Annotated in this window: 15 protein-coding genes; 4 read left to right on the plus strand and 11 right to left on the minus strand. The window is 73.7% G+C overall.

Going from position 1 to position 18402, the window contains the following annotated elements:
• Positions 1-1106: 1106 nt before the first annotated feature.
• Entirely contained in the window at positions 1107-1799 is a 693-nt protein-coding gene (locus tag ACQCO7_RS18465) for a metal-dependent transcriptional regulator (RefSeq protein WP_010357798.1), read from the minus strand.
• Between the two features lie 236 nt (positions 1800-2035).
• On the opposite strand from ACQCO7_RS18465, the gene ACQCO7_RS18470 reads away from it, so the two are divergent.
• Positions 2036-2791 carry an SIS domain-containing protein gene (locus tag ACQCO7_RS18470; RefSeq protein WP_464072888.1) on the plus strand — a complete coding sequence of 252 codons (756 nt, stop codon included), beginning with the start codon at positions 2036-2038 and terminating at the stop codon, positions 2789-2791.
• A gap of 13 nt (positions 2792-2804) precedes the next feature.
• On the opposite strand, the gene ACQCO7_RS18475 is transcribed toward ACQCO7_RS18470, so the two are convergent.
• Both ACQCO7_RS18475 and ACQCO7_RS18480 read right to left on the minus strand, forming a co-directional pair.
• Positions 2805-4208 (minus strand): PAS domain-containing protein, encoded by a 1404-nt coding sequence (locus tag ACQCO7_RS18475; protein WP_464072889.1) that lies wholly within the window; start codon positions 4206-4208, stop codon positions 2805-2807.
• Positions 4209-4250: 42 nt separating this feature from the next.
• Complete coding sequence (locus ACQCO7_RS18480) at positions 4251-4703, minus strand: N-acetyltransferase family protein (RefSeq protein WP_464077233.1); 453 nt, start codon at positions 4701-4703, stop codon at positions 4251-4253.
• A gap of 109 nt (positions 4704-4812) precedes the next feature.
• Here ACQCO7_RS18480 and ACQCO7_RS18485 point away from each other — a divergent pair, with 109 nt between their 5' ends.
• Together ACQCO7_RS18485 and ACQCO7_RS18490 are read left to right on the plus strand one after the other, a co-directional pair.
• The gene (locus ACQCO7_RS18485; RefSeq protein WP_464072890.1) at positions 4813-5595 is read left to right on the plus strand and encodes an SDR family NAD(P)-dependent oxidoreductase; all 783 of its coding nucleotides are present in this window, start codon (positions 4813-4815) and stop codon (positions 5593-5595) included.
• Between the two features lie 593 nt (positions 5596-6188).
• Positions 6189-7205, plus strand: coding sequence for an isopenicillin N synthase family dioxygenase (locus tag ACQCO7_RS18490; protein WP_464072891.1), 1017 nt, complete (start codon positions 6189-6191; stop codon positions 7203-7205).
• Positions 7206-7354: 149 nt separating this feature from the next.
• Here the strand turns inward: ACQCO7_RS18490 and ACQCO7_RS18495 are convergent, their stop codons facing one another.
• Entirely contained in the window at positions 7355-8455 is a 1101-nt protein-coding gene (locus ACQCO7_RS18495; RefSeq protein WP_010357793.1) for a citrate synthase 2, read from the minus strand.
• A 431-nt stretch (positions 8456-8886) separates the two neighbouring features.
• On the opposite strand from ACQCO7_RS18495, the gene pdxH reads away from it, so the two are divergent.
• Positions 8887-9573, plus strand: a complete 687-nt coding sequence (gene pdxH, locus ACQCO7_RS18500) for a pyridoxamine 5'-phosphate oxidase (protein ID WP_464072892.1) — start codon at positions 8887-8889, stop codon at positions 9571-9573.
• Between the two features lie 15 nt (positions 9574-9588).
• Here pdxH and ACQCO7_RS18505 read toward each other — a convergent pair whose 3' ends face one another.
• From ACQCO7_RS18505 to ACQCO7_RS18535, 7 genes are all read right to left on the minus strand, one after another.
• The gene (locus ACQCO7_RS18505) at positions 9589-10119 is read right to left on the minus strand and encodes a YheV family putative zinc ribbon protein (RefSeq protein ID WP_464072893.1); all 531 of its coding nucleotides are present in this window, start codon (positions 10117-10119) and stop codon (positions 9589-9591) included.
• A 49-nt stretch (positions 10120-10168) separates the two neighbouring features.
• The gene (locus ACQCO7_RS18510) at positions 10169-10741 is read right to left on the minus strand and encodes a TetR/AcrR family transcriptional regulator (RefSeq protein WP_464077234.1); all 573 of its coding nucleotides are present in this window, start codon (positions 10739-10741) and stop codon (positions 10169-10171) included.
• A 179-nt stretch (positions 10742-10920) separates the two neighbouring features.
• On the minus strand, positions 10921-11655 hold the full coding sequence (locus ACQCO7_RS18515) for an enoyl-CoA hydratase family protein (RefSeq protein WP_464072894.1): 735 nt from the start codon (positions 11653-11655) through the stop codon (positions 10921-10923).
• Positions 11652-13220 carry a 4-coumarate--CoA ligase family protein gene (locus ACQCO7_RS18520; protein ID WP_464072895.1) on the minus strand — a complete coding sequence of 523 codons (1569 nt, stop codon included), beginning with the start codon at positions 13218-13220 and terminating at the stop codon, positions 11652-11654. The genes ACQCO7_RS18515 and ACQCO7_RS18520 overlap by 4 nt, the downstream gene beginning before the upstream one ends.
• A 26-nt stretch (positions 13221-13246) precedes the next feature.
• A complete protein-coding gene (locus ACQCO7_RS18525; RefSeq protein ID WP_464072896.1) occupies positions 13247-14407 on the minus strand; it encodes an acyl-CoA dehydrogenase family protein in 1161 nt (386 codons plus the stop codon).
• The gene (locus ACQCO7_RS18530; RefSeq protein ID WP_464077235.1) at positions 14404-16278 is read right to left on the minus strand and encodes an acetyl/propionyl/methylcrotonyl-CoA carboxylase subunit alpha; all 1875 of its coding nucleotides are present in this window, start codon (positions 16276-16278) and stop codon (positions 14404-14406) included. Before ACQCO7_RS18530 ends, ACQCO7_RS18525 begins: the two co-directional genes overlap by 4 nt.
• 7 nt (positions 16279-16285) lie before the next feature.
• Complete coding sequence (locus tag ACQCO7_RS18535; protein ID WP_464072897.1) at positions 16286-17884, minus strand: acyl-CoA carboxylase subunit beta; 1599 nt, start codon at positions 17882-17884, stop codon at positions 16286-16288.
• Positions 17885-18402 lie beyond the last annotated feature (518 nt).

An 18402-nucleotide genomic window follows, 5' to 3' on the forward strand; every position in this document is an offset into this window, starting at 1 on the left:
TGCTTGGGCGGGTCACCGAACTCCCAGGCCGCGAGGCGTACCCCGCCGGCCCCGGTCACCTCGATGCGTCGCGCCATCGGTCTGGCACCCCCCTGGCTCCGCTCGGCCCGCCCGCTCCCGCTCGAGCCCACCGGTCCGAGTCAACCGCTTCGTGTCTGCCGTCGTACCACTACCGCCGTGTCCTGCTCCCGCCGCCGGACCGCCCCGCTCCCGCCCGCCCGAAGCGCGGCCTCCGCTTCCGCGGCCCCTCACCCGCAGCGTATCGAATGCGCATTCGAGAAACAGAGTCTCCGGCGGCAACACCGCTCGTTCGAGTGACAGGGCTCAAGGAATGATCGCCGCTGCCGAGGGGAGATCTTCAGCGGGAGGCGGACCGGCCGGGGAAACCGGTCCGAGGGGAACGACCCTGGGAGCTCGGGGCTCCGGGTCGGTACAGGGGAGGACAGGCCCCGGTGCTTCACGGCACCGGGGCCCTTCTCACGTCTGCGGCACATCTTCCCGCCCCCTCCGGTCATATGCCTCACGCGACAGCCTCGCACGCGCGGCGCCCGAGCGCTGCGATTCGGTACAGGGAATCTTCGGCTTCGAGACCCCGAAGGGAACCCAATCATCGCGAGCGGCTCAGGAGTTGACCATGCCCCACGATGGAGCACCGCACGCCCGCGGGCACGCGGTGCTTGCGCGGCCCCGGCACGGGACGCCGAAACCGACGCCGGCACCGGGCACTCGGCACCCGGCATCGACCCGGCGCACAATCCCGACCCGAAGCCTCGCGCGCGCCCCCCGGCATCAGCCACCGTCCGGCGCCCGCCGCCCTGGAACCCAGATCTCGGCGTCAGCCTGACGCCCAGCCCCGGCCCCGGCACATCGCACGGCATCCGCCACCGACCGCCCCGAAGCCCGGCCTCGGCCCGGCAACCGAGCACCCGCCCCCCAGCACGGCTCGGCACGGCTCACCGCACGGCACCCACCGCTGCCCCAGAGCCCGGCCTCAGCCCAGCGCCCGGCACCCGCCCGAAGCCAGGCGCCGCCCCGGCACTAGCCCCCGCCCGAGCCCCGGCGCCCCGCTCTCCCCTCAGCCCGGAGCCCCGGCGCCCCGCGTCACCTCACCGCTTGGCCACGAACACGTGCGACGCCACGTCCGACTCCAGTTCCGCCGCCTCCCCGCCGCTGCCGACCAGCACCCCGCCCGCCGACTCCGTCACGCTGACGACGGACCCGGGCTGGACGCCCGCGCGCCGGAGCGTGTACATGAGCTGCGCGTCCGTCTGGATGGGCTCGCCGATGCGGCGGACGACGACGGTCTTGCCCTCCGTACCGGGGTCGAGGTCGGCGAGGGAGACCATGCCCTCGTCGAGGAACGGGTCGGCGCCGTCCTTCTCGCCGAGTTCCTCCAGGCCGGGGATGGGGTTGCCGTAGGGCGACTCGGTGGGGTGGCGCAGGAGCTCCAGGACGCGGCGCTCGACGGCCTCGCTCATCACGTGCTCCCACCGGCACGCCTCCGCGTGGACCTGCTCCCACTCCAGCCCGATGACGTCGACCAGGAGGCACTCGGCGAGGCGGTGCTTGCGCATCACGCGCGTGGCGAGACGGCGCCCCTCGTCGGTCAGCTCCAGGTGCCGGTCCGTGGCCACGGAGACGAGACCGTCGCGCTCCATGCGCGCGACCGTCTGGCTCACCGTCGGTCCGCTCTGGTCGAGCCGCTCGGCGATCCGGGCGCGCATGGGGACCACACCTTCCTCCTCCAGCTCGAGGATGGTGCGGAGATACATCTCCGTGGTGTCGATCAGTCCGGACATTCGTGCCCCTCGATTTGCTCTGCCGAAGGCTGGACGGCTCTCGGCGCGTGCGCTGGCCCTGTCCCCAATTCTGCCGGATACCACTGACAACCGTGCCGCGCCGGCGAAACCCCTTCCCGCGAGACGCCTCCCGGGAGGACCGCACCTCCTCGGCGCACCCCCGTATTGACACCGCACTGGTCCAGACCGCACGGTGATCCGCGGAACGGACGGGCACGGCGCGAAGGGGCTCGACGATGGGTGGGTCAGAGGTCGGTGAGCGGTTCTTCGAGGCCGCCCTCGCGCTGCTGGAGCGCGTGCGCGCGGAGGAGGCCGGTGCGGTCGAGGCGGCGGGCGAGCTGCTGGCCGACACCGTCGTGGCGGGAGGCCGCCTGTTCGCCTTCGGCGCGGGCCACTCCTCGCTCGCGGCGCAGGACCTCGTCTACCGCGCGGGTGGCCTCGCGGTGATGAACCTGCTGTCCGTGCCGGGCCTGGTCGGCGTGGACGTACGGCCCGCGACGCTCGGCTCCGCGCTGGAGCGCGTGGACGGCCTCGCCCGGGTCGTCCTGGAGACCTCGCCCCTGCGCGCGGGCGACGCGCTGATCGTCGTGTCCCTGTCGGGCCGCAACCCGCTCCCCGTGGAGATGGCCCTCCACGCGCGCGCACGCGGAGTGAAGGTCATCGGCGTCACGTCGCTCGCGTACGCACGCGAGACGTCCTCCCGCCACTCCTCGGGCACGTTCCTCAAGGACCACTGCGACCTGGTCCTCGACTCCAAGATCCCGGTCGGCGACGCCGCGCTGACCCTCGCCGGCGTCCCCGCGCCCTTCGCCCCCGCCTCCACGGTCGTCACCTCGGCCCTCCTCCAGGCGGTGGCGGCGACGACGGCCGCCGCCCTGGTCGCGCGCGGCGTGGAACCGCCCCTCCTGCGCTCGGGGAACGTCGACGGCGGCCACGAGTGGAACGCGCGCGTGCTGGAGGAGTACGGCGACCGGATCTTCCACGGCAACTGACGTCCCTCCGGCCCTACCCCCGCTCCTGCCCCGTCACCCCGGCCAGATCCAGCGCCGCCGCGATCCGTACGGCGACGTCCTCCGCGTACGTCGTGTCGGCGCGCTCGAACGCCGTACGCCCGCGCCCGCGCAGGAACGTGACCGCGCCCAGCGTGCGCCCCCGGCTGCGCAGGACGGTGGACAGGGCGTGGACGGTGTCCTCGGGCCACTGGCGCGTGCGCGCCCAGACGCGGGCCTGGTCGGCGGGGATGCCGGCGGCTCCGGCGCGGACGGTACCCACGCGGGCGACGCACTGGAGCGCCGGGTGGCCTTCCGGGTAGCCGACGGGGAGCCCGGGGTGGGTGCTCAGGACGCTCGGCCCGGGGCCGCCTGCGGGGGTGGAGGCGACGCGCACGAGCCGTACGGGCGTGACGAGGTCGGCGTCCGCGCGCGGGGTGCCGTGGAGGCGGTCCAGGAAGACGTGGTCGGCGAACCCGGCGAGCGCGAAGTCGAGGTGGACGGTCGCGGCCTCGGCGGCGTCCTCGCACTCCGCCGCCGCGCGCGCGGCGCGGTGCAGCTGGTTGGCGCGGAAGCGCAGCAGGGACGCCTCCTGCTCGCCCTGCTTGGTCTCCGTGACGTCCTGGAAGAGCCAGCCGACGCCCAGCGGCACGGGCTCCTCAGCGAGCGGCGAGGAGAGCCGTACGAAGCCGCTGCGCCAGCAGCGCCGCTTCTCGCCGTCGGGGGTGCGTACTCCGATCCACATCTCGGCGGGCGCTGGCGGGGCGCCCTCGGCGAGGACGTGCGTGAGGGCGCTCTCCAGCTCCTGGACGCCGTACGTGAGCAGTTCGCCCAGCGGACGGCCCAGGACAGCCGTACGGCCCGTGCCGAGGGCCCGCGCGGCGTGCGTGTTGACGACGGCGGGGCGCAGGTCGGCGTCGATCAGGACGACGCCCCAGGAGGCGTCCTCGAACAGGGCCTCGCTGAGCGCGATGGACCGCTCCAGGTCGATCTGCGCGTGCACCTCGCTGAAGGCGCAGTACAGCCCGGCGGGCTTGCCGTCGGGCCCGCGTACGGCGGACGACTGGGTGCGGACGAGGACCCGGCCGCCGTCCTTGGTGAGGAGCGCGAACTCGTGCACCTGGCGCCCGGCCGCGTGCATGGCGGCCATCAGCCGGCCCTCGACCTCCTCGGCGTCGGCGCTGCGCACCGCCCAGCCCGCGAAGCCGTGCCGGCCCACCGCCTCCTCGGCGCTCCACCCGAGGATGCGCTCCGCCTCGCGGTTCCAGTGCGTGACGACCCCGTCGGCGTCGAACGCGCACAGCGCCGCGTCCATGCCGTCCAGCAGCGCGGCGAGCAGGTCGGCCCCGTGCGGCCCGTCCCTGCCGGGCTCGTCGGGGCCCAGCTCGTCGGTGGTCCCCCTACGCCGGGAAGCGCTCACCTGGACCCCCTGCCAGCGTCGATTCGCTCACTCGCCCTTCATTCAACTGGAACGTGACTCAGCCCACACGGTGTTCCCGGAAGCCGGTCCGAGATTCGGCACCCTCAGATCGACCCACCAGTCGTCGTCGCCGTCCTCCAGGGTGTACCGCTCGACCTCGGCGAACCCGCGTGCGCGGGCGAACGCCAGTCCGTCGGTGTTCGCGGCCAGCACGCACGTCTCGACGGCCTCGGCACCGAGCTCGCGCGCGTACGCGAGGGCGTGCCGGTACAGCGCGCCGCCGTACCCGCGCCCCCGGAACTCGGGCAGCACGCGCGCGATGACGGTCGCGGTCCGGTCCTCCTCGCGCGGGGGCCGCACGGTCGAGCAGCCGACGAGCACGTCTCCCGCGTAGGCGTTCTCCAGCCGGTAGCGCCCCGCACGCTCCTCGACCTCGGCCAGGGACAGCGCCGCGGGCGGCACGACGGTGTTGTGGACCTGCCGCCACTGTTCCAATGGCCGCTCGCCCACGGCGGGTTCGATACGAAAGCCGATCACACGAAAAGCCGAACACGCACCTGCGCGCGTGTCAACGCGGGGTGCCGACCGCTTCGAGGAGTCCCACATGATCGACACACGCCTGTCCGGAAAGAACGTCCTGGTGACCGGGGGCGCGGGGAACATCGGCGGGGCCGTCAGCCACGCGTTCGCCGCACAGGGCGCGCGCGTGGCGGTGCACTACCTCCCCGAGGACCCTCCCGCGCCGGACGGCGTGTCCTGGGCCCACGTCACGCCGGGCGAGTCGGCGGCCGTGACGCTGGCGCGGGAGCTGGGCAACGGTTCCTTCGCGGTCGGCGCGGACCTGTCCCGCGCGGACGACCTGCCTCGCCTGCTCGACGTCGTCGCCGAGCGGCTCGGTCCGGTCGACGTGCTGGTCAACAACGCGGCGCACTGCGAGAGCCCGGACGACGTCGGGACGCTGACCGCCGGGTCCCTGGAGCGGCACTACCGGGTCAACTCGATCGCCCCGGCGCTGCTGATCGCCGAGCTGGCGCGGCGGTACGTCACCGGCCCCCCGCCGACCGTCGTGAACGTCTCCACGGACGCCGCCCGCGCCTTCCCCGGCCAGCTCGGCTACGGCACATCCAAGGCGGCTCTGGAGGCCCTCACACGGGCTCTGGCGCTCGATCTGGGGCCGCGGGGCATCCGGGTCAACGCGGTCGCTCCTGGACCCGTACAGACGGGCTGGATGGACGAGGCGCTCGCGGCGGAGGTGGCGGGGCTGGTGCCGCTCGGGCGGGTCGGAGAGCCCGGTGACATCGCGGACGCGGTGGTGTTCCTCGCATCGCATCAGGCGCGGTGGATCACGGGGCAGGTGGTCCAGGTCGCGGGCGGGCACGCGCTGTGACGCCGGGCGCGCGCTGGGACGCCGGGCCGCCTAACCCCCGTACCCGCCCTTGTCGTCGTGCCGGAAAAACCGGTTGAGGTGTCCCGGAGGTGGTTCCTAGGGTGTGGGGCACACGAGAAGGGAGGTGGTTCGGCAGATGTATGGAAACCGGACGCGTGAGGTGACTGCGGGCTAGCGCCCGTCACCCGCAGTGCGGTGCCGGACCCGCGCGTGAGTGTTGCGCGCCGCCGGCCCAGTCCCAATGCAGTCACCCGACCCGCGAGTCGCCGGTACGTCCGGCCGGCTCCTCCACGGAGGAACCCGACTCGCGGGTCGCCTGCGTTCCCGTGCGTTCCCGGAGGATTTCCGGGGGGTGATCCACGCCACGTACGAATCTTTCGCCGAGCGGTAACCTGGGGTTCATGCTTCCGCTCGTTCGACGCCGCCACGTGGACTACGTCCGCGTCACGAGCATGGGCTGTCGACGCTCCGTCTGAGCCTCCAGCCCGCATTCCCGGCGGCCCTCCAGGGCCGTCGCCTCCTGCTCACCCGGCACCCGCGCCCGCGCCCCACCCACGGCGGCGGGTCGGCCCCCGTACACCTACGGACGCACCATGACGAACCCGTCGTACCAGCAGCTCCCGATCATCGACCTCTCCGCGGCGGACGCGGGCCCCCGCGCGCGTGCGCGGCTGCACGAGCGCCTGCACAGCGCCGCGCACGACGTCGGCTTCTTCCAGCTCGTGGGCCACGGCGTGCCGGACGGCGAGACGGCCGCCCTGCTGACGGCGATGCGGCGCTTCTTCGCACTGCCGGAGGCCGAACGCCTGGCCCTGGACAACGTGAACTCGCCGCACTTCCGCGGCTACACGCGCACGGGCGACGAGCGCACCGCCGGCCGCCAGGACTGGCGCGACCAGCTCGACATCGGCGCCGAGCGCCCCGCGCGCGTGCCGGGCCCCGGCGAGGCGCCGTACTGGTGGCTCGAAGGCCCCAACCAGTGGCCCGCCTCGCTGCCCGAGCTGCGCACCGCCGCGCTGCGCTGGATCGACCGCCTCAGCGCCGTCTCCGCGAAGCTCCTGCACGAGCTGCTGGCGTCCATAGGCGCCGACCCCGGCTTCTACGACTCCGCGTTCGGCGCGCACGCGCACCCGCACCTGAAGCTCGTCCGCTACCCCGGGAACGCCGGGAACGGGGCCGACCAGGGCGTCGGGGCGCACAAGGACTACGGCTTCCTCACACTGCTCCTCCAGGACCGGGTGGGCGGCCTCCAGGTCCAGCGCGAGGACGGCCTCTTCCACGACGTGCCGCCCCTGGAGGGCGCCTTCGTCGTCAACCTGGGCGAGCTGCTGGAGGTCGCGACCAACGGCTACCTGCTCGCCACCAACCACCGCGTCGTCTCCCCGCCGACGGCCGTGGAACGTTTCTCCGTGCCGTTCTTCTACAACCCGCGCCTGGACGCGCGCGTGGAGCCGCTGGCGTTCCCGCACGCGTCGTCCGCGCGCGGGGTGACGACGGACCCGGCGAACCCCTTGTTCGCGGAGTACGGGTTCAACGAGCTGAAGGGGAAGCTGCGGGCGCATCCGCTGGTGGCGGAGAGGCACCACGCGGGGCTGCTGTCGCCGGCGTAGTGCCTCGCGCGCGGGTGGCTTGTGGTCGATCGGCGCAGGGGCGGGCACGCCGATCTGGCCGACCACGCGCGCGTGCCTTTGGGGTGCTGCGGGCGGCGGCCCGTGACGCCGGAGTCGCCGACCTCGCGCGCGCGTACTCCGGATCGGCGTCAGCCGGTGAGGCCGTCGTACCCGTCGATCTCGCGCGGGTCCCGGCCCGCCGGACCGATGTACCGCGCCGAGGGCCGCACCAGCCGTCCCGTCCGCTTCTGCTCCAGGATGTGCGCCGACCACCCCGCCGTACGCGCGCACGTGAACATCGACGTGAACATGTGCGCCGGCACCTCCGCGAAGTCGAGGACGATCGCCGCCCAGAACTCGACGTTGGTGGCGAGCACCCGGTCGGGACGGCGGGCGTGCAGCTCGGCGAGGGCGGCCTTCTCCAGGGCCTCAGCGACCTCGAACCGGGGCGCGCCGAGTTCCCGCGCGGTACGGCGCAGCACGCGCGCGCGAGGGTCCTCGGCGCGGTAGACGCGGTGCCCGAAGCCCATCAGCCGCTCACCCCGGTCGAGCGCCTGACGGACGTACCCGTCGGCGTCCCCCGTGCGCTCGATCTCCTCGATCATGCCCAGCACGCGCGAGGGCGCGCCCCCGTGCAGCGGGCCGGACATGGCCCCCACGGCGCCGGAGAGCGCGGCGGCGACGTCCGCGCCGGTGGAGGCGATCACGCGCGCGGTGAACGTCGACGCGTTCATGCCGTGCTCGGCGGCGGACGTCCAGTACGCGTCGACGGCGGCGACGTGCCTCGGGTCCGGCTCGCCGCGCCAGCGGATCATGAACCGTTCGACGACGGAGCGCGCCTTGTCGATCTCCCGCTGCGGCACCATCGGCCGCCCCTGCCCGCGCGCGGACTGCGCGACGTACGAGAGGGCCATCACAGCGGCCCGCGCGAGGTCGTCGCGGGCCTGGCCCTCGTCGATGTCCAGAAGGGGCTTCAGGCCCCACACAGGGGCCAGCATGGCCAGCGCGGACTGCACGTCGACCCTGATGTCCCCGGAGTGCACCGGGATCGGGAACGGCTCGGCGGCCGGCAGCCCGGGGTCGAACGCGCCGTCGACCAGCAGACCCCAGACGTTCCCGAACGAGACGTGCCCCACCAGGTCCTCGATGTCGACGCCCCGGTACCGCAGGGCGCCGCCCTCCTTGTCCGGTTCGGCGATCTCCGTCTCGAACGCGACGACTCCTTCGAGACCGGGTACGAAGTCGGACATCAGGCGGCTCCTCGATGTGTGGGGCGGGATGTTCTCGGCGGCCGGTGCGCGTGCGCGAGGGCGGTCGTTCCCGCGTGCTGCTCGGTTCGGGTGCGGGGTCGTTCTCGGGTACAGCCGGCGTTCGCGCGCGGTCCGGGTCGGTGTGCGGCGGTGTTCGTGCGCGGGACGCGGGCGCGCGCGGGGCGGTCGTTCGCGCGTGACCGTGTCCTCGCGTGCTCGGTTCGCGTGCTGCTCGGTTCGGTGCGGCACAGCCGGTTGCGGCTCCTGCTGTGCGGCACCAGCACCATATCCCCGGGTGTCACCTTTGGGGAGGTCGTACGGCACTGAGTGCCACCCAAAGGGTGCCCGGTGGAGCGCCGGAACATGCCGGGGCCGTACGGCGGTCCCCCGCGCCTGCGCGTTCCGGCAGACCACCCCGCGCGCGCCCGCCGATGCGGCAGGATGACCGCGTGAACGACCACGACGACGCCTCCCCCGATCCCGCCGCGATGCGTACGCAGTACCGGGCGGAGGGTCTTGCCGAGGACGACCTTGCCGCGACCCCGGTGGAGCAGTTCGCCCGCTGGTTCAAGCAGGCCGCCGCCGAGGCGCACCTGTTCGAGCCGAACGCGATGGTCGTCTCCACCGCCGACACCGAGGGGCGGCCCAGCGCGCGCACGGTGCTGCTGAAGCACTTCGACGAGCAGGGGTTCGTCTTCTACACGAACTACGGCTCCCGCAAGGCCCGCGACCTCGCCGGGAACCCGTACGTCTCCCTGCTGTTCCCCTGGCACCCGATGGCCCGCCAGGTCATCGTGCACGGCGTGGCGCGCCGTACCGGGCGCGACGAGACGGCCGCGTACTTCCGCACCCGCCCGCACGGCTCCCAGCTCGGCGCCTGGGCCAGCGCGCAGTCCTCCGTCGTCCCGTCCCGCGCGGAACTCGACGCGTCGTACGCCGAGCTGACGGCGCGCTACCCGGAGGGGGAGCAGGTTCCGGTGCCCCCGCACTGGGGCGGTTTCCGGGTGGCTCCCCAGTCGGTCGAGTTCTGGCAGGGCCGGGAGAACCGCCTCCACGACCGGCTGCGGTACGTCGAGGAGGCGGACGGGGGGTGGCGGGTGGAGCGGCTGAGTCCCTGAGTCCTTGAGGTGCCGTCAGATCTTGCCCCAGAGGTACGCCGTGCGGTGGCCCTCGAGGACGTCGGTTATTCGCGCGCGGAACGCGTCGGAGAGGTCGGGCCAGTTCCAGAACTCCAGCCCCAGGTGCCCGAAGGCGAGCGGCGGGCCGTCCCAGCCCCACTCCGGCACGGGTACGGGGGCGGCGCAGGCGGGGCACTCGACGGTGGCCGCGCCCGTGTCGTGCCAGATCTGCATGGCGTCGTTGAAGCGGCTCCAGGCGTCGTCGTCGAGGGTGGCGACAGCCGCGCACCGGGGGCAGACGGCCGCCTCCGGCATGTCCGCGCCGCTGTGGAAGCCCCCGCGCCCCACATGCGCCGCGAGCCCGCCCGACGGCTCGTGGTCCCCGTCGTCCACGGCCCGCGCCCAACCGGGACCGGCCGCGTACCCACTCCCGTCCGCCACGACGATCCCCTCCCCCACGAGCCACCCGACGACGCGCTCCTTGAGCCGGGCCGCCTCCGCCTCGCCCGCATCGAGGTCCACGATCACCTGGAACCGATCTCCCATGCCCCCACCGTAGAACCCGCCACTGACAACGCCCCCGACCTGCGCCTCCTCACCCCAACTCGGCCTCCACCAGCGCCACCCACTGCCCCACGACCCGCTCCCGGCGAGCCCGGTCGTCGGTGAGGAGGTTGGCGAGGCCGAGGCCCCGGGCCATGTCCAGCAGGCCCTGTACGGTCTCGCGCGCGCCGGGGCGGCTCTCGTCGGCGTCGAGGAGTTCGACGGCGATGCGGTGGGTCTCCCGGCCTACGCGGGCCTCCAGTTCGGTGACCCGGGGCCGGAGCTGTTCCTCGTTGGAGGCGGCGACCCACAGGTGCAGGGCGGCGCGGAAGAGGGGCCCGGTGTAGAGGTCGACGAGGGCGCCGACGACGGCCGCGCGGTCGGTGGCCCCCTGCGGGAACAGCGCGCGCAGAGCGCCGGACCGCTCCTCGGCGACGTACTCGACGGCGGCGGTGAACAGGTCCTCGCGGGTGGGGAAATGATGCTGGGCGGCCCCCCGGGAGACCCCCGCGCGCTCGGCGACGACGGAGACCGTGGACCCCACCCACCCGTACTCGGCGAGACAGGCGACGGCGGCCTCCAGAAGCCGCTGCCGGGTGACGCGGCTACGGTCCTGCTTGGGCACGCGGTCGTTGGGCGGGCGGTCGCCGGGGGTGCGGCTGTCGGGGGCACGATCCCCCGGCGCGCGACTGTCCGACGCGCGGTCGCCGGGCCCACGGCCTTCTCTCGCGCGGTCGCCCGACACCCGTTCCGCCGGCCCTCCTTGCCCCCGCGCACGGTCGTCCGGCGCTCGGTCGGCGGCGGTCACAGCACCCATGCGGGATCCCGTCGTTCGAGGAAGGCCGTCATCCCCTCGCGGGCCGCGGGCGAGGCGAACAGCCGCGCTGAGAGCGCCGTCAGCTCCGCGGCGTCCCGGTCGAAGGCTTCGAGAACCTTAGCCGTGAGCAGCCGTTTCGTCTCGGCCAACCCGTCGGGCGCGGACCGGCGCAGCCCGTCGAGGACGGGCGCGAGGAGGGCGTCGACGTCGTCGCCGGCCACGGTCACGAGCCCCGCGCGCACGGCCTCGGCGGCGTCGAACCGCTCGCCGGTGAGGCAGTACCGCGCGAGCGCGCGCGGGTCGGCGCGAGGCAGGAGGGGCAGCGAGATGACGGCGGGCGCGACCCCGATGCGTACCTCGGTGAACGCGAACGTCGATCCGGTGGCCGCCCCGGCGACGTCGCAGGCGGCGACGAGCCCGAGGCCGCCCGCGCGCACGTGCCCCGCCACGCGCGCGACGACCGGCTTGCCGAGCCCGACGACCGCGCGCAGCAGCCCGACGAACTCCTCGGGCGCGGGCGGGTCCTTGAGGTCGGCGCCCGCGCAGAACGTGCCCCCGCTGTGGGTGAGGACGACGGCCCGTACGGCGGGGTCCCGCGCGCAGTCGGCGAGCGCGCCCGCGAGGGCGGCGACGAGGTCCGCCGAGAGGGCGTTGCGGGTGTCCGCGGCGTCGAGGCTGAGGCGTTCGACGCCGCGCTCGTGGCTGCGGCCGATCAGGGTCATGCGCGCTCCCTCAGCTGGCGTCGGAGGATCTTCCCGGAGGCCGCGCGCGGGACGGCGTCGACGAACGTGACCCGGCGTACGCGCTTGTAGGGCGCGACGCGTTCGGCGACGTACATCAGCACCTCCCCCTCGGAGAGGCCGGCGGCGTCCGGCTGGCGCACCACGTGCGCGTGCGGGACCTCGGTGCCGTCGTCGTTGTACGTGCCGATCACGGCGGCGTCGGCTATCCCGGGGTGGGTGAGCAGGAGGGCTTCGAGTTCGGCGGGGGCGACCTGGAAGCCCTTGTACTTGATGAGTTCCTTGACGCGGTCGACGACGTACAGCCAGCCGGCGTCGTCGGCGTACCCGATGTCCCCGGTGTGCAGCCAGCCGTCGGGGTCGATCATCGCGGCGGTGGCGTCCGGGTGCCCGAGGTAGCCCTTCATCACCTGCGGTCCCCGGAAGAGCAGTTCGCCGGCCTCTCCGGGGCCGAGGTCCTTGCCGGGGTCGTCGAGGGAGACGATCCGCATGCGGGTGCCGCCGATGAGCTTGCCCACGGTCCCGGGCGGGGCGGCGGCCATGGCGTCCAGGGGGACGACGTGGGTGCCCGGCGACAGCTCCGTCATGCCGTACGCCTGGCCCACGGGCGGGAGGTTCAGCCTGCGCGCGCAGGCGGCGGCGAGATCGGCGTCCAGGGGCGCGGCGGCGCTGATGACGTACTTCAGCGACGACAGGTCGTAGCGCTCGACGGCGGGGTGCTTGGCGAGCGCGAAGACGATCGGCGGGGCGACGTACAGGCCGGTGATGCGGTGCCTCTCGACGGCCGCGAGGAACGTCTCCAGGTCGAAGCGGGGCAGGACGACGACGGTGGCGCCCAGGCGCAGGGGGGCGTTCATCAGGGCCGTCAGGCCGTAGATGTGAAAAAACGGGAGTATCGCCAGAATCCGGTCGCCCGGGCCCGACGGCATCACGGGCTCCAGCTGGGCCAGGTTGGTGGCGATCTGTCGGTGGGTCAGCATGACGCCCTTGGGGAGCCCGGTCGTCCCGGAGGAGTACGGGAGGGCCGCGACGTCCTCCACGGGGTCGATGTAGGGGTTCGGTTCGGGGGCCTGGGAGGCGAGCATGCCGATCAGCGAGCGGTGGCCGCGGGCCTCGTCGCAGACGAAGATCTCCCCGACGCCGCCCGCGAGTTCGGCCGCGCGCCGGGCGGTCTCCAGCAGCGGCGAGACGGTGACGATCCAGCGGGCGGCCGAGTCGCGCAGCTGCCGCGCGAACTCCTCGGGCGTGCACTGGGGGTGGACGGTGGTGACCGAGGCGCCCGCGCGCGTGGCGGCGTAGAAGGCGATGGGGAAGGCGACCGTGTTGGGGCTGTGCAGGGCGAGCACGTCCCCCTTGCGCACGCCCGCGTCGGCGAGCCCGGCGGCGACGCGCCGGTGGAAGCGGTCCAGCTGCTCGTAGCTGAGGGTCGTGCCGTCCGTGCCGTCGATCAGCGCGGGCAGGGCGCCGAACTCGGCGGCGCGGCCCAGGACGGCGTCGTGGATGGGCAGGTCCACTGCCGGGACGTCTGCGTACTCGCTGCGGAACACGGTTCCTCCTCGCACAGGGGCGGCGGTCAGTACGACTTGGGCAGGCCCAGGCTCTGGTGGGAGACGTAGTTGAGAATCATCTCCCGGCTCACCGGGGCGATACGGGCCACGCGCGAGACCGTTATCAGCGAGGCGAGGCCGAACTCGCGTGTGAGGCCGTTGCCGCCGAGGGTCTGCACGGCCTGGTCGACGGCCTTCACGCACGCCTCCCCGGCCGCGTACTTCGCCATGTTGGCGGCCTCGCCCGCGCCCGTGTCGTCCCCCGCGTCGTACAGGTGGGCCGCCTTCTGAGTCATCAGGCGGGCGAGTTCGAGGTCGATGTGCGCCTGCGCGAGGGGGTGGGCGATGGCCTGGTGGGCGCCGATGGGGGTGTCCCAGACGGTGCGTTCGCGCGCGTACCCGACGGCCCGCGCGAGCGCGTAGCGGCCCATGCCGATCGCGAAGGCGGCCGTCATGATCCGCTCGGGGTTGAGGCCGGCGAAGAGCTGCGCGAGGCCCGCGTCCTCGTCGCCGACGAGGGCTTCGGCGGGGAGCCTGACGTCGTCCAGGGCGAGTTCGAACTGCTTCTCCGCACCGTGCAGTTCCATGTCTATCTTGCGGCGGGTGAAGCCCGGCGCGTCGCGCGGGACGATGAACAGGCAGGGCTTGAGGCGGCCCGTGCGCGCGTCCTCGGCGCGGCCGACGACGAGGGTGGCGTCGGCCGCGTCCACGCCGGAGACGAAGACCTTGCGGCCGGTGAGGAGCCAGTCGGCGCCGTCGCGGCGGGCCGTGGTGGTGATGCGGTGGCTGTTGGAGCCCGCGTCGGGTTCGGTGATCCCGAAGGCCATCAGGCGGGAGCCGTCCGCGAGCGCGGGGAGCCACGCGCGCTTCTGCGCCTCGGTGCCGAAGCGGGCGATCACCGTGCCGCAGATCGCCGGGGAGACGATCATCATCAGCAGGGGCGAGCCGGCCGCGCCCAGCTCTTCGAGGACCAGGGCGAGTTCGGTGATGCCGCCGCCCCCGCCGCCGTACTCCTCGGGGAGGTTCACCGAGATGTAGCCGAGTTTCGCGGCCTCCTGCCACAGCTCGGTGGGGTGGCGGCCCTCGTCGATGACCTTGGTGAGGTAGTCGCGGCCGTAGCGCCTGCCGAAGGCCGCGACCGCTTCGCGCAGGGCCTTGTGCTCGTCGGATTCGATGACCGGGCTCACTGTCGCGCTCCTTCGGGTTCGTCCTGTCGGTCGCCCTCGACCACGGCCAGTAGGGCTCCCACCTCCACCTGCTGTCCTGCCTGTACCTCCAGCGCCGTCAGGGTTCCGGAGACCGGGGCCGTGAGGGCGTGTTGCATCTTCATCGCTTCGAGCCACACGATCGGTTCGCCCGCCTCGACACTCGATCCGGTGACGAGTCCGGGCGCGACCTTGACGACCGTGCCGGGCATCGGCGCGACCAGCGAACCCGGGACCCGCTGGGGCGCCGGGGCGGGGAAGCGGGGCAGCGCGGTCAGGGCCGTCCCGTTCACGTGCACGCGGTCGCCGTAGCGCGCGACCTCGAACCGGCGCCGTACGCCGTCGGCTTCGAGGACGACGGTTCCCGCGTCGGCGTGGACCACCCGGACGCCGTCCGCGTCGAGGCCCGCGCGGGTGTGCCGGTACGCGACCTCGTGTTCCTGGCCGTCCAGTTCGTACCGCTTGCGCTGGGGCTGTGAGGGGACGTTGCGCCAGCCGCCGAAGCGTGAACGGCCGTGCGCGTCCGCGAGAGCCGCCGCGAGGGGGGCGAGCGGGTCGGCGGGTGCGCGCGTGAGGGCGGTGAGGTGGCGGTCGTAGAAGCCGGTGTCCATGCGCGCGTGCGTGAACTCCTCGTGGCGCAGGGAGCGCAGGAGGAGGTCCCGGTTGGTCGTCGGGCCGTGGACGGTGGCCCGTTCCAGGGCGCCGGCCAGCTTGCGGAGGGCTTCCGCGCGCGTGGGCGCGTGGGCGATCACCTTGGCGAGCAGCGGGTCGTAGTGGACGCCGATCGTGTCGCCGTCGGCGTACCCGGTGTCCAGGCGGACGCCGTCGGGGACGGCGAGGCGGTGCAGGGTGCCGGTCTGCGGGGTCCACTCGCGCGCGGGGTCCTCGGCGTAGAGGCGGGCCTCGATCGCGTGCCCGCGTGCGGGAGGCGGCTCGTCCGCGAGGGCGGCTCCTTCGGCGACGCGGATCTGCTCGGCGACGAGGTCGAGGCCGAACACGGCCTCCGTGACGGGGTGTTCGACCTGGAGGCGGGTGTTCATCTCCAGGAAGTGCGCCGTGCCGTCGGGGGCGAGGAGGAACTCGACGGTCCCGGCACCGGCGTACGACACCGCGCGCGCCGCGCGGACGGCCAGCGTTTCGAGGTTCCGTGCCACCGGCTCGGACAGCCCCGGCGCGGGCGCCTCCTCGATCACCTTCTGGTGGCGCCGCTGGAGCGAGCAGTCGCGCGTGCCGAGCGCCCACACCGTGCCGTGCGTGTCGGCGAGGATCTGCACCTCGACGTGGCGCCCGCGCTCGACGTACGGCTCGACGAACACCTCGCCGTCCCCGAAGGCGCTCGCGGCCTCCGCGCGGGCGGCCTCCAGGGCGGGGGCGAGGTCCCGCGCGCGGCGCACGATCCGCATGCCGCGCCCGCCGCCCCCGGCCGCCGCCTTCACCAGGACCGGCAGGTCGGCGTCGGTGACGTCCGTCAGCGGGGCGATCCCCATGAGGGCCTTCGCGCGCGTCTTGGACGCCATCGCCTCGATCGCCTCCGGGGGCGGCCCGATCCACACCAGGCCCGCGTCGAGCACCGCGCGCGCGAAGCCGGCGTTCTCGGACAGGAAGCCGTACCCGGGGTGCACGGCGTCCGCGCCGGACGCGAGGGCCGCCTTCACGATCAGGTCGCCGCGCAGGTACGTCTCGGCGGGGGTCGCCCCGGGCAGCCGTACGGAGCGGTCGGCCACGCGCGCGTGCAGGGCGCCCTCGTCGGGGTCCGAGTGGACGGCGACCGTACGGATGCCCGACGCGCGGCAGGTGCGGAAGATCCGGCAGGCGATCTCGCCCCGGTTGGCGACCAGAACGGTGGAAATCACAGGCACCTCACATCCTGAAGACGCCGAAGCCGCCGCGTGCGCCTTCGTAGGGAGCGGTGTGGATCGCCGACAGGCACAGACCGAGCACCGTGCGCGTGTCGCGCGGGTCGATCACGCCGTCGTCGTACAGCCGCCCGGACAGGAACATCGGCAGGGACTCCGCCTCGATCTGCCGCTCCACCATGGCGCGAAGGCCCTGATCGGCCTCCTCGTCGTACGGGAGGCCCTTGGAGGCGGCGGACTGCCGGGCCACGATCGACAGGACGCCTGCGAGCTGCTGAGGGCCCATCACGGCCGACTTGGCGCTCGGCCAGGCGAACAGGAAACGCGGGTCGTAGGCCCGGCCGCACATCCCGTAGTGGCCGGCGCCGTACGACGCGCCCATGAGGACCGACAGGTGCGGCACCCGGCTGTTGCTCACCGCGTTGATCATCATCGCGCCGTGCTTGATGATGCCGCCCTGTTCGTACTCCCGGCCGACCATGTAGCCGGTGGTGTTGTGCAGGAACAGCAGCGGGACGTCCCGCTGGTTGGCCAGTTGGATGAACTGGGCCGCCTTCTGGGACTCCTGGCTGAACAACACGCCCTGCGCGTTGGCGAGCACCCCTACGGGATAGCCGTGCAGGGTCGCCCAGCCCGTCGTGAGGCTCGTCCCGTACAGCGGCTTGAACTCGTCGAAGTCGGACGCGTCGACGACCCTCGCGATCACCTCGCGCGGGTCGAAGGGAACCTTCAGATCGCCGGGGACGATCCCCAGGAGCTCCTCCTCGTCGTACTTCGGGGGGAGTGCCGGGGGCGGGTCGCCGTACGCCTTGCGGTGGTTGAGGCGGGCCACCACGCGGCGTGCCTGCCTGATCGCGTCCCTCTCGTCGACCGCGAAGTGGTCCGCGAGGCCCGACACGCGCGCGTGCATCTCGGCGCCGCCCAGGGACTCGTCGTCGCTCTCCTCGCCGGTCGCCATCTTCACGAGGGGCGGGCCGCCGAGGAACACCTTCGCGCGCTCCTTGACCATGATCACGTGGTCGGACATCCCGGGGATGTACGCGCCGCCCGCCGTGGAGTTGCCGAAGACGACGGCGACCGTGGGAACGCCGGCCGCCGACAGGCGCGTGAGGTCACGGAAGATCGCGCCCCCGGGGATGAAGATCTCCTTCTGGGACGGCAGATCGGCACCCCCGGACTCCACCAGGCTGATGCAGGGCAGCCGGTTGGCCAGCGCGATGTCGTTCGCCCTGAGGGCCTTCTTGAGACTCCAGGGATTGCTCGCGCCCCCGCGCACGGTGGGGTCGTTGGCGGTGATCAGGCACTCGACCCCCTCGACGACACCGATCCCCGTCACGAGCGACGCGCCCACGGGGTACTCGCTCCCCCAGGCCGCGAGCGGCGACAGCTCCAGGAACGGCGTATCGGCGTCCACCAGCAGTTCGATCCGCTCGCGCGCGAGCAGCTTCCCGCGCGCGCGGTGCCGCTCGACGTACTTCGGCCCTCCCCCCGCGAGCGCCTTCGCCTGCTCGCCCGCCAGCTCGTCGAGCTTCGCGAGCATGGCCTCGCGGTTCGCCAGGTGGTCGGGGCCGTGCGCATCCAGGGCGGTCGTCAGGACGGTCACGGGGCGGCCTCCAGAGGGCTGTTCGAGGGGGGCGCGGGTGGGTGCGGGACTTCCTCGGCCGCGAGGTGTGAGGGGCAGGCCGTTGCCGGCGACGGGTGTCCGAGGCCCTCCGACGGGCTCTGCGGGCTGCCGGGAGCCGCGCTGGACGGCGGGGGCGCTCCCCGGCCGTACGCGGCGTCGGCGAGGCGTGCGGAGCCGTACGGGGCCGCTGCGGGGTCCGGGGTCCCCTGCGCGGGTGGGCCGCCGGAGACGGCCGCGGGGTCGTGCACGCCACCGGAGACTCTCGTACCGCCCGAAATGACCGCCGGCAGCGAGGGAGCGGCCGGGACCGCCGGGGAACCCGGAGGCCGGGCCACGCCGCTCGGCGCCTCCGCAGGCGTGCGCAGACCTTCGTGATCCTCTCGCGCGGGCGCGTCGCCCGTGGCGGATGTGGCGCGCGCGGGCGCGAGGTCGTCGGAATCAGCAGTCACCGCCGCAGGCCCGGACGCGGACTCGCCGGGATCAACCCTCACCCCTAC

This window comes from Streptomyces saintjeani (genome assembly GCF_055409605.1).

Bases quoted from the DNA above. Each gene is read 5' to 3' on its own strand.
- ACQCO7_RS18465 (WP_010357798.1), bottom strand. From the start codon at position 1,799: ATGTCCGGACTGATCGACACCACGGAGATGTATCTCCGCACCATCCTC.
- ACQCO7_RS18470 (WP_464072888.1), top strand. From the start codon at position 2,036: ATGGGTGGGTCAGAGGTCGGTGAGCGGTTCTTCGAGGCCGCCCTCGCG.
- ACQCO7_RS18485 (WP_464072890.1), top strand. From the start codon at position 4,813: ATGATCGACACACGCCTGTCCGGAAAGAACGTCCTGGTGACCGGGGGC.
- ACQCO7_RS18490 (WP_464072891.1), top strand. From the start codon at position 6,189: ATGACGAACCCGTCGTACCAGCAGCTCCCGATCATCGACCTCTCCGCG.
- ACQCO7_RS18495 (WP_010357793.1), bottom strand. From the start codon at position 8,455: ATGTCCGACTTCGTACCCGGTCTCGAAGGAGTCGTCGCGTTCGAGACG.
- pdxH (WP_464072892.1), top strand. From the start codon at position 8,887: ATGCGGCAGGATGACCGCGTGAACGACCACGACGACGCCTCCCCCGAT.
- ACQCO7_RS18505 (WP_464072893.1), bottom strand. From the start codon at position 10,119: ATGGGAGATCGGTTCCAGGTGATCGTGGACCTCGATGCGGGCGAGGCG.
- ACQCO7_RS18515 (WP_464072894.1), bottom strand. From the start codon at position 11,655: ATGACCCTGATCGGCCGCAGCCACGAGCGCGGCGTCGAACGCCTCAGC.